Raw genomic sequence first — 10301 nt, forward strand, 5'->3', positions numbered from 1 at the left:
CTACGTCTTCCACGCCTCGTTCAGCGCCGCGGCCGACAACGTGGCGCACGGAGCCTTCGGCCTGGCGGTGCTGGCCGCGCTCGCGCTCGCATGGCGGGCGCACCGTTTGCAACGATCCCCGGTGTGACGACCCTCGCCGACCTCGCGGCGGATGGCGACGAGCGAAGCGAGTCGATCATCCGCGTGCTCGCCGAGGCCTTCGGCGACCTGATCGAAGCCGACGAGCGCGCCTTCCGGCGCAAGTTCCGCAAGATGGCGGCGTCGCCGTTCGCCTTCTACCGCGGCAGCGCGCCGCTCTTCTACGCCGACGTGGCGCGGCTCGAGGACCCCTGGGCGGACGAGCGGACCTCGCGCGTGTGGATCCAGGGCGACCTGCACGCCGAGAACTTCGGCACCTACATGGACTCGGCCGGGATCCTCGTCTTCGACGTCAACGACTTCGACGAGGCCTACCTCGGCCACTTCACGTGGGACCTGCAACGCTTCGCAGCCTCACTGGCGCTCGTGGGGTGGCAGAAGGCGCTGCCCGAGGACGACGTACGTCGCCTGATCGGGCGCTACCTGCGCGCCTATCTGTCTCAGGTCGACGCCTACCGGGACGCCGAGGACGACGACTACGCCCTGCACCTGGACAACACCGAGGGCCCGGTTCGAGACGCCCTGGTCGCCGCCCGGCTCCGCCGGCGGGCGGACCTCCTGGACTCCCTGACGCTGGTGAGCGACGGCACCCGCACGTTCCGAGACGGGGCGACCGTCCGACGCCTCGGCAAGCGCGAGCGCGTCGCAGTGGTCGCGGCGTTCGAGCGCTACCTCGACTCGATCCCCGAGGACAAGCGATTCGACCGGGACCTGTTCTACGAGCTCCGCGACGTCGTGGGGAAGTCCGGGTTCGGGATCGGCAGCGCCGGGCTGCCGGCGTACAACCTGCTCGTCGAGGGGTTCAGCCAGGCGCTGGACAACGATGTCGTGCTGTCGATGAAGCAGGCGAACGTGCCCGCACTCAGCCGCTTCGTCGACTCCGCCGAGGTCGACGGGTACTTCGAGCACGAGGGTCATCGCACCGTCGTGAGCCAACGCGCGCTGCAGGTCCATACCGATCCGCTCCTCGGCTACACCCACCACGACGGGGTGGGTTATGTCGTGTCCGAGCTCTCGCCGTACGAAGTCGACCTGGACTGGACGGCGCTGACCGAGCCGGCGCAGATCCGCGGCGTCGTCGACCACCTCGGCCGGGCCACGGCGAAGATCCACTGCGCCTCCGACGAGGACAGCGAGCAGGACCTGGTCACGTTCCAGGTGGAGGAGGCGATCGCCGCGGTGCTCGACGGCAGGCGCAAGGCGTTCATCGGCTGGGTCACCGACTGGGCCATCGCGTACGCCAACCGGGTCCGCGACGACCACGCCCTCTTCGTCGCCGCGTTCCGGGAGGGCAGGATCGGCGTGTCGGCGACGTAGCCGCCGGCGCTGACCCGTGTCGTTTGGTCACCAACGACACCGATCAGCCGCGGATCTGTGCCGTTTGGTCACCAACCACAGCGGGGAGCCGCACCGGAGGCGGACTCAGGGCCGGGCGAGGACGGCCGCGGCCGCCGACGGCTCGGCGCGCAGGTGCTGCGGTGCACCGTGGCCTGCGGCGACGAACGCCGCATCGATGGCCCGGACTGCCGCGTCGAGCCGGTCCACCGGCACCAGCGCGATCGAGGAGCCACCGAAGCCACCACCGGTCATCCGGGCGCCCACCGCGCCGGCCTCGACCGCGGTGGCGACGGCCAGATCGAGCTCGGGGCAGGAGATCTCGAAGTCGTCGCGCATCGACATGTGCGACTCACGGAACGCCCGGCCGATGACCGTCCAGTCGCCCCGCTCGAGCGCGGCGACCGTGTCCCGCACCCGGTCGATCTCGGTCACGATGTGTCGGGCCCGACGGCGGATCCGTTCGTCCTCGAGGGTGTCGACCTGCGAGAGCGACGCCTCCCTCAGCGACGCCAGCCCCAGCGCCTCGGCGGCGGCCTCGCAGTCGGCGCGCCGGGCCGCGTAGCCTCCGTCGACCAGCGCGTGCGACACGCGGGTGTCGGTCACCAGCAGGGCCAGGCCCGCCGCATCGAGCCCGAGCGCGACGTCGCGCGTCGACCCCGCGCCGGGTTCGGCGTCGAAGTCGATCAGCAGCGCCGAACCCTCGGCCGCGAACAGCGAGACGGTCTGGTCCATGCCGCCGGTCGGGGCGCCGGCGACCTCGGTCTCGGCGCGGATGCAGGCGCTGGCGAGCCGGTGACGTACGCCGGCATCCGGCTCGACCCCGAGCAGACCGCAGACGGCCAGGGCGACCGAGCACTCCAGCGCCGCGGAGCTCGACAGCCCGGCTCCGAGGGGAACGGTCCCGTGGACCATCACGTCGACCCCGGGGAGGTCGAAGCCGGCCTCCCGCATCGCCCACAGGACGCCTGCGACGTACGCCGCCCATCCGTCGACCGCCCCCGGCCCCATCGCGTCGACCGACCCGATCCAGGGGTCGGCCTCCTCCATGCTGCCGATCCGGACGCCCCCATCGGTCCGCCCGGCGACCGCGGCGTACGTACCGTGCGGGAGCGCGACCGGGAGCACCAGGCCGCGGTTGTAGTCGGTGTGCTCGCCGATCAGGTTGACCCGCCCGGGCGCCCGTGCCACCACCGTGGCCTCCACGCCGTAGGCGCGGGTGAACGCGGCGCGGACCGCGTCCGCGAGCTGGAGGGGATCACCGGGTGCGACGAAGGCCATGGGTTCACCCTAGGAGTGCCACTCGACGTAGAGTCACGCGACGTGCAGTTCCTCGACGCGGCGACTCCGCACCACGACCTGACCTACGACGACGTCTTCATGGTGCCGCGGCACTCCTCGGTCGGCAGCCGGTACGACGTCGACCTCGCCACCGATGACGGCACCGGCGCCACGCTGCCCCTGGTGGTGGCGAACATGACCGCGATCGCCGGCAAGCGGATGGCTGAGACGGTGGCGCGGCGCGGCGGACTGACGGTCGTGCCGCAGGACATCCCGGCGCCGGTCGTCGCCGATGTCGTGCGGTTCGTCAAGTCGCGACACCTGGTGTTCGACACCCCGATCGAGCTCGCGCCGCACCAGACCGTGGCCGAGGCGCTGGCGCTGATCCCCAAGCGGGCCCACCGTGCGGCGGTGGTCGTCGACGACGGCCGGCCCGTCGGCGTCGTCGCGGAGGGCGACTGCACCGAGGTCGACCGCTTCGCGCAGGTGCGGCACGTGATGCGCCCTGCCGCCGTCGTCCTGCCCGAGGATGCCGACCCGCGGGCCGCGTTCGACGCCCTGGACCGCTCGCACGCGCCGCTCGCCGTCGCCGTCGACGCGGACGGCCGGCTCGCCGGCGTACTCACCCGGACCGGCGCGCTCCGCGCGACCCTCTACACGCCGGCCGTCGACCCGGCCGGCGGGCTGCGGGTCGCTGCCGCGGTGGGAGTCAACGGTGACGTGGCCCAGAAGGCGCGCGAGCTGCTCGAGGCCGGCATCGACTGCCTGGTGGTCGACACCGCCCACGGGCACCAGGACCGGATGCTCGAGGCACTGAGCGTGATCCGCGCGCTCGACCCGCAGGTCCCTGTCGTCGCCGGCAACGTCGTGTCCGCGGAGGGCACGCGCGCGCTGGTCGAGGCGGGTGCCGACATCGTCAAGGTCGGCGTCGGCCCGGGCGCGATGTGCACCACCCGGATGATGACCGGCGTCGGCCGGCCCCAGTTCTCCGCCGTCCTCGAGTGCGCCCGGACCGCGGCCGGCCTCGGGAAGCACGTCTGGGCCGACGGGGGAGTGCGCCATCCGCGCGACGTCGCCCTGGCGCTCGCCGCGGGCGCCTCGGCGGTGATGATCGGATCCTGGTTCGCAGGCACCCACGAGTCGCCCGGCGACCTCATGGTCGACTCGGACGGGCGCCCCTACAAGGTGTCGTTCGGGATGGCCTCGGCCCGCGCGGTGGCCAGTCGCACGGCGGGGGAGTCGGCGTACGACCAGGCACGCAAGGGGCTCTACGAGGAGGGCATCTCCTCGTCACGCATGTATCTCGACCCGGCGCGACCGGGGGTCGAGGACCTCATCGACGAGATCTGCTCCGGGCTCCGCTCGGCGTGCACGTACGCCGGCGCGGCGACGCTCGCCGAGCTGCACGAGCGTGCGGTCGTGGGCGTGCAGTCTGCGGCCGGGTTCCACGAGGGCCGGCCGCTGTCGACCAGCTGGTAGCGCACCGCCCCGGCGGCGCGTGGATGGTCAGCCGCCGGCGGTGGGCCCCAGCAGCCGGCGCGCCTCGGCCTGGGTCTGCGACAGCACGTCGTCGCGAGAGGACTGCGGCGGAGTCGTCCCGTCCCCGTCACGGCGCTGGCGACGACCGACGACGATCACGACCCCGAGGAACGCGGCTCCCGCCGCGGCGATGATCCACATACGACCCAGTGTGCGCCCCTCCCAGGTGCGACGCCACCCGCTGAGGCGCCCGGTCAGCCTCGGGAGCTGCGCTCCGTCCGACCGCGGACGATGCCGATGAAGCGCTGAACCCATGCGTCGTCGTTGTCGACCAGCCAGGCCAGTCCCACGGTGGTCGGGGGCAGGTCGGTGACGACCCGGTAGGTGACGTCCCGGCGGTGATGGAGCCGCGCGATGGACATCGGGACGATCGCCACGCCGGTGCCGGAGGCGACCACCTCGATCGCGTCCTTCGCCGACATCGCGGGCCACGCCAGCTGCTCGGCGCGCGGGGTCCACCCCGACGGATGCGGGAGCACGAGCTGCTCGTCGACCAGGTCGGCCGTGGTGAGCTCCTCGGCCAGGGTCAAGACGTGCTCGACCCCCAGCACCACCACCGGGAGCTCCTCGTACAGCGGGATGCAGTGGAGGCCGTCCCGGTCGATCGGCAGGCGGACGATCGCCATGTCGAGCGTGCCTTCGCGCACCCGGAGCTCCTGCTCGTCCTGGCTGAGCGGCACCAGCTCGAGCGGATCCCGCGTATAGCGGGCGCGCCAGATGCGGGCCCACTTGTCGGGGGTGGCACCCGTCACGAACCCGACCCGGAAGTGCCCGAACGCCTCACTCACCCGCCCACCCTACGGGCGGCGTCCGCAAGCCCGGGCCGCCGGGAGGTCGTGCGGTTTGGTCACCAACGACAATCCCGAGGCGCTCCCGGTTGTCGTTGGTGACCAAACGGCAAACCGGACCGACCCCCGCCGGATCGGCTCCGGCCGGGATCCGGGGTGCCCGGACCGTCAGCCGGTCTCGCCGAACTGCTCGACGCGGATCGTGTCGACGGGGACGCCGGCCTCCTCGAGCAGCCGGGTGGCGTAGGAGGCGAAGCCGACCGATCCGCAGACGTAGGCGCGCTCGGCGCCGGCGGCCAGCGGCGCCACCTCGGAGGGGTACGGCGGGGCCGCGACCCGATCGCCCAGGTTCTCCCGGGTCAGCGCCACGAACGCGCCGTAGCGACGCAGCTCCTCGGCGTAGGGCAGCTCCTCCCAGGTGCGGGCGACGGCGACGATGCGCAGCCGCTCGGAGAGCCCGAGCCGGTGGGCGAACCTCGCCATGGCGACCAGCGGCACGACCCCGGATCCGCCGGCGACGCCGATCGCGGGCACGTCGCCGTCCCACACGAACCACCCGCCGATCGGACCGCGCAGCTCGAGCACGTCGCCGACCTCGGCGATGTCGTGGAGGAACCCCGACACCTCGCCGCCGGGGAGGCACTCGACCATGAGCTCGAGCAGCGGGTCGTCGGGGTCGGACGCGACCGAGTAGGACCGCTGGGCGGTGTAGTCGTCGGGGGCCCGCAGCCGGACGACGTAGTGCTGGCCCGGCAGGTGGTCCACGCGGTCCTCCACGTGCAGCCGCAGCCGCACGAGCCGGTCGATGGGGTGCTCCAGGGCGATGATCCGCCCGGTCGTCCAGCCCCCGGCCGGCGCCGGAGATCCGGCGCTCACGGGTCGCCCTGGTAGCGCTGCTCCAGCCAGGGGTCACCGCGGTCGTGGTAGCCGTTCTGCTCCCAGAAGCCGGGCCGATCGCGGTCGAGGAGCTCGAGCCGGGTGATCCACTTCGCGGACTTCCAGAAGTACAGGTGCGGCACCAGCAGCCGCGCCGGCCCGCCGTGCCCGCGCGGGAGCGGGCCGCCGTCGACCTCCCACACCACCCAGGCCCGGCCGCCGGTGACGTCGGCGAGTGGCAGGTTCGTGGTGTAGCCCGTGGTGGAGTGCGCGAGCACGAACTGTGCTTCCGGCCTCGGCCGCGCCGCCTCGAGCAGGGTGTCCACGCTGACGCCGGTGAACGTCATGTCGAACTTCGACCACGTGGTCACGCAGTGGATGTCGCCGGAGTACGCCGAGCGCGGCAGGGCGTGGAGCTCGCCCCACGTCCAGCTCTGCGGCTCCTCGACCAAACCGTCGACGCGCATCCGCCACCGCTCGGCCCACTCCTCGAGGGAGGTCGTGGGGGTCGCCTCCGCGGTCAGGGTCGGCCAGGAGCTGCCGGTGTCGTACTGCCCGGGCGGGAGCCGATCGGGTCGCTCGGGCCGGCGCCGGCCGGTGAAGCCGCGGGTGATGGGCACCCGGCCAGTATGCCGAGGCAGCGGTCGGCCTCCCCGGGCGACCGGGCGGCGTACCTACGCGCCGCGCTCCCGCGCCCACGCCGTGAAACGGGGCTCGACCTCGTCGAAGAAGGCGCTCTTGGCGCGGGTGTAGTCGTCGTAGTCGGGCTTGCCCGCGTTCTGCGCCGCGAGCCGGAACTTGATGGCCTCGTAGCGCACCCGCTCGCCGGGGTGCGCGCGCAGCCAGTCGCGGAACCACACCGTGTGGCGGCCCCAGGGCGAGACGGTGCGGCGCACGTGGAGGATCGCAGCCTCCGGTTCGGCGACGTAGAGCAGCTTCGCCCAGACCGCGTCCGGCACGTCCTCGTCCCCGCGAGGGACGTCGCGGTCGACTCCGGGCGAGTCGGGTCGCGATCCCCGTGACCGCCGGAAGCCGAGCGGTGCCAGGCACGCGCTCAGCGCGTCCTCGGCGGGCAGCGGCTCGATGCGCAGCTGCAGGTCGAGGAACGGCTTCGCCCGCAGGCCGGGCACGGCCGTGGACCCGATGTGGTCGAGCAGTGCCGCCTCCGCGCCCGGCAGCTCCGAGATCGCGGCCCGGATCGCCGCGAGCAGGTCGCGTGCCCGCCGGGGCCACCCGGCGTCGGGATCGTGGAGCCGGGCGGGGTTGGGCGGGGCGGTCACCGCGCCTGCGTAGGCGAGCGGCGGCAGCAGGGTCCCCGACGTGCCTAGTACCGCACTAAACGGGCGTGATCGGCAGCGAGCGCCGCGGCTCGAACACGAACCCCGCTCCGGTGCTCACCCGGGTGACCGCGACCTCGTCGGCGACCGGGGCGGGCTCGTCGCGGCGCACGAGCGTCGCCGTCCAGCGGTCGCGGTCGCCGGCGACCTCCACGTCGGCGCACGGATCCACGGCCTGCACGATCGCCCGGAGCGGCCGCTCCCGTCCGGGCCCGCAGAGCGCGATCCAGGCACCGTCCGCACTCGCGGGTGAGGGGGCCACCGACAGGTCGGCGCCACGCACCGCGCCGGTGACGTACGCCGCCGGGTTCAGCAGCGGGTGCAGCTCGAGCACCCGCAGCGGATCGTCGAGGCCGAGGACGCGGGCGATCCGCTCGGCGGCGACCCCCGCGACCCCGACGAGCTGCTTGGTCAGCACCTCGTCGGCCTGGGCGGCGTCCGACGCCCGCGTCCGCACGGCGAGGCCGAACGAGAGGTTGAGCAGGTGCATCTGCAGGCAGACCTCGTCGGCGATGCGGGCCAGGGCGGAGCGGGAGAACCGGGAGAAGTCGACGTCGGAGAGCAGCGGGCCGGAGTAGTCGGCGGCGCCCTCGTCCCCGGGATCGATCGGGTCGAGCTCGACCGTGGCCGCCCGGGTCCGCTCGATGGTGAAGTACGGCGCCAGCGGCTCGACCGGCGGGTGGGCGTCGTCGATGCCGACGGTCCACTCGCAGTGCGGGCGCCGGTCGGCGGGGGAGCGGGGTGGCCGGTGCACGGGGCGGACCCGGGCGTGCGGGTTGGTCGCGACGGCGGTCGCGTCGAAGGTCGGGTCCTCGATGTCGTGGCACATCGACACGACGTACTCCTCGCCCAGCGGCTCGACGTCCATGAGCGCTCCGCAGTGGTCGAGACGGAAGGTCCCGTGCCAGCGGTCGTGGACCTCGTAGCGGAAGTCCATGAACTGCGGCGGTGCGCCGATGTCGAGCTGAAGGCCCTTGAAGATCGTGACCACGTCGGTGCCCTCGTAGCCCAGGGCCCGCTGCATCCGCCGCGTGTAGACGGGGCTCGCGCCGGCCCACTCCTCGACCGCCACCCGCGCCATCTCCTCGCGGCCCCACGCGGAGATGCACCACGCCATCCCCGAGCGGTCGATGAGCTGTCCGATCAGCAGCAGCTCGGGCACGAGGGCGGCGAGCTCGGCGCGGCTGAGCGAGGCGTACCTGCTGGGCAACGGGGTCTCCGGCGTGTCGCGAACTAGAACGTGTTGCAGGTTACTGGATCGTCGCCTACGTTGACACGCGTCACCACGAGGAGGGCGCATGGCGGAGACCGTCCAGCAGCTGCTGAGGGAGCGTGCCGAGGACGACCGTCCGGGGGTGCGGTACGCCGAGCGCACCTGGACCTGGCGCGAGCACGTCGCCGAGTCCGAGGCGGTCGCCGCGGCGCTGATCGGCGCTGCCGACCCGGACCGACCCCTGCACGTCGGCGTGCTGCTCGGCAACACCCCCGACATGCTCCGGGCGATGGCCGCCGCCGCACTCGGTGGCTTCACCCTGTGCGGGATCAACACCACCCGGCGCGGTGCCGGCCTGCTCGCCGACGTCCGTCGCGCCGACTGCCAGCTGCTCGTCACCGACGCCGAGCACCGGCCGCTGCTCGCAGGCCTCGACCTGACCGGAGTGCGGGTGCTGGACACCTCCACCGAGGAGTGGGACGAGCTGGTCGACGGCGCCGGCCCGCTGGCGCCGTACCGCGAGGTCGGTCCGATGGACACGTTCATGATGATCTTCACCTCCGGCACCAGCGGCGATCCGAAGGCGGTGCTGGTCAACCACCTGATGGTGCTGTTCGCCGGGCTCAACCTGCAGACCCGCTTCGGCCTGGGACCCGAGGACGTCTGCTACGTGTCGATGCCGCTGTTCCACTCCAACGCCGTCGTGGCCGGCTGGAGCCCGGCACTGTGCGGCGGGTCGACGATCGTGCCGGCGCGGTTCAGCGCGTCCGGGTTCCTCGACGACGTACGCCGCTACGGCGTCACGTACATGAACTACGTCGGCAAGCCGCTCGCCTACGTCCTCGCGACACCGGAACGCCCCGACGACGCCGACAACACGCTGCGCGTCGCGTTCGGCAACGAGGCGAGCGACCGCGACATCGAGGACTTCGCCCGCCGGTTCGGGTGCGAGGTCCGTGACGGATTCGGGTCGACCGAGCTCGCCGTGATCATCACCCGCGAGCCCGGCACCCCGCCCGGCTCGGTCGGTCGCGGCGCCGAGGGGGTGGCGATCTACGACGCCGAGACGGTGACGGAGTGCGAGGCCGCCCGGTTCGACGAGCACGGTGCGCTCCTCAACGCCGACCGCGCCGTGGGGGAGCTGGTCAACACCCAGGGGGCGGGCTACTTCGGCGGCTACTACAACGACAGTGCCGCCGACGCCGAGCGGCTGCGCCACGGCATGTACTGGTCGGGCGACCTGGCCTATCGCGACGCCGAGGGGTGGATCTACCTCGCGGGCCGCACCGCCGACTGGATGCGCGTCGACGGCGAGAACCTCGCCGCCGCCCCGATCGAGCGGATCCTGCAGCGCCTCCCCGCCGTCAACCGGGTCGCCGTGTACGCCGTGCCCGACCCGCACGTCGGCGACCAGGTGATGGCCGCGATGGTGCTCCAGGACGATGCGCGGCTGGAGCCGGCCGACCTCGAGGGCTTCCTGGCCGACCAGCCGGACCTCTCCACCACGGCGTGGCCGCGGTTCGTCCGCATCGCGCCGGACCTGCCGAGCACCGCGACCAACAAGGTGCTCAAGCGCGAGCTCGCCGCCCAGGGACCGACCGCCGGGGACGGCGTGCTCTGGGTGCGAGCCGAGCGCGGCACGGCGTACACGCCGGCCGGTGCGGGCGTGCCTGCCTGACCCCGCCGCTCCGGTAGCCTCTTCCCGGATTCGAGGCGCCGGCGGAGGGTGCAGATGGCGGGACCGGGTGGGACGATCACGCCCGCAGCGCGCCCCGAGACACCCGCCCCGGCTCG

10 protein-coding genes are annotated in these 10301 nt (G+C 73.2%); 3 read left to right on the plus strand and 7 right to left on the minus strand.

Annotated elements, in window-relative coordinates; translation table 11 throughout:
- Positions 1–123 precede the first annotated feature (123 nt).
- Complete coding sequence (locus VGD85_RS22430) at positions 124–1455, plus strand: DUF2252 domain-containing protein (RefSeq protein WP_331065652.1); 1332 nt, start codon at positions 124–126, stop codon at positions 1453–1455.
- Between the two features lie 105 nt (positions 1456–1560).
- Here the strand turns inward: VGD85_RS22430 and galK are convergent, their stop codons facing one another.
- Positions 1561–2754 carry a galactokinase gene (gene galK / locus VGD85_RS22435; RefSeq protein WP_331065653.1) on the minus strand — a complete coding sequence of 398 codons (1194 nt, stop codon included), beginning with the start codon at positions 2752–2754 and terminating at the stop codon, positions 1561–1563.
- A 42-nt stretch (positions 2755–2796) separates the two neighbouring features.
- Between galK and VGD85_RS22440 the strand changes: the two genes are divergently transcribed.
- Positions 2797–4233 (plus strand): GuaB1 family IMP dehydrogenase-related protein, encoded by a 1437-nt coding sequence (locus VGD85_RS22440; protein ID WP_331065654.1) that lies wholly within the window; start codon positions 2797–2799, stop codon positions 4231–4233.
- A gap of 27 nt (positions 4234–4260) precedes the next feature.
- Here VGD85_RS22440 and VGD85_RS22445 read toward each other — a convergent pair whose 3' ends face one another.
- From VGD85_RS22445 to VGD85_RS22470, 6 genes are all read right to left on the minus strand, one after another.
- A complete protein-coding gene (locus VGD85_RS22445) occupies positions 4261–4434 on the minus strand; it encodes a hypothetical protein (RefSeq protein WP_331065655.1) in 174 nt (57 codons plus the stop codon).
- A gap of 53 nt (positions 4435–4487) precedes the next feature.
- Complete coding sequence (locus tag VGD85_RS22450) at positions 4488–5081, minus strand: LysR family substrate-binding domain-containing protein (protein WP_331065656.1); 594 nt, start codon at positions 5079–5081, stop codon at positions 4488–4490.
- Positions 5082–5249: 168 nt separating this feature from the next.
- Positions 5250–5957: an FAD-binding oxidoreductase gene (locus tag VGD85_RS22455; RefSeq protein WP_331065657.1), complete on the minus strand. Its 708-nt coding sequence runs from the start codon at positions 5955–5957 to the stop codon at positions 5250–5252.
- Positions 5954–6577: a sulfite oxidase-like oxidoreductase gene (locus VGD85_RS22460; RefSeq protein WP_331065658.1), complete on the minus strand. Its 624-nt coding sequence runs from the start codon at positions 6575–6577 to the stop codon at positions 5954–5956. Before VGD85_RS22460 ends, VGD85_RS22455 begins: the two co-directional genes overlap by 4 nt.
- Positions 6578–6631: 54 nt before the next feature.
- Entirely contained in the window at positions 6632–7237 is a 606-nt protein-coding gene (locus VGD85_RS22465; RefSeq protein ID WP_331065659.1) for a GrpB family protein, read from the minus strand.
- A 55-nt stretch (positions 7238–7292) separates the two neighbouring features.
- Positions 7293–8504 (minus strand): hypothetical protein, encoded by a 1212-nt coding sequence (locus tag VGD85_RS22470; protein ID WP_331065660.1) that lies wholly within the window; start codon positions 8502–8504, stop codon positions 7293–7295.
- A gap of 88 nt (positions 8505–8592) precedes the next feature.
- Here VGD85_RS22470 and fadD1 point away from each other — a divergent pair, with 88 nt between their 5' ends.
- Positions 8593–10185: a fatty-acid--CoA ligase FadD1 gene (fadD1, locus tag VGD85_RS22475; RefSeq protein WP_331065661.1), complete on the plus strand. Its 1593-nt coding sequence runs from the start codon at positions 8593–8595 to the stop codon at positions 10183–10185.
- Positions 10186–10301: the final 116 nt, after the last annotated feature.

The sequence above is a fragment of the Nocardioides sp. genome, assembly GCF_036401255.1.
Classification (GTDB): domain Bacteria; phylum Actinomycetota; class Actinomycetes; order Propionibacteriales; family Nocardioidaceae; genus Nocardioides.

Bases quoted from the DNA above. Each gene is read 5' to 3' on its own strand.
- fadD1 (WP_331065661.1), top strand. From the start codon at position 8,593: ATGGCGGAGACCGTCCAGCAGCTGCTGAGGGAGCGTGCCGAGGACGAC.
- VGD85_RS22445 (WP_331065655.1), bottom strand. From the start codon at position 4,434: ATGTGGATCATCGCCGCGGCGGGAGCCGCGTTCCTCGGGGTCGTGATC.
- galK (WP_331065653.1), bottom strand. From the start codon at position 2,754: ATGGCCTTCGTCGCACCCGGTGATCCCCTCCAGCTCGCGGACGCGGTC.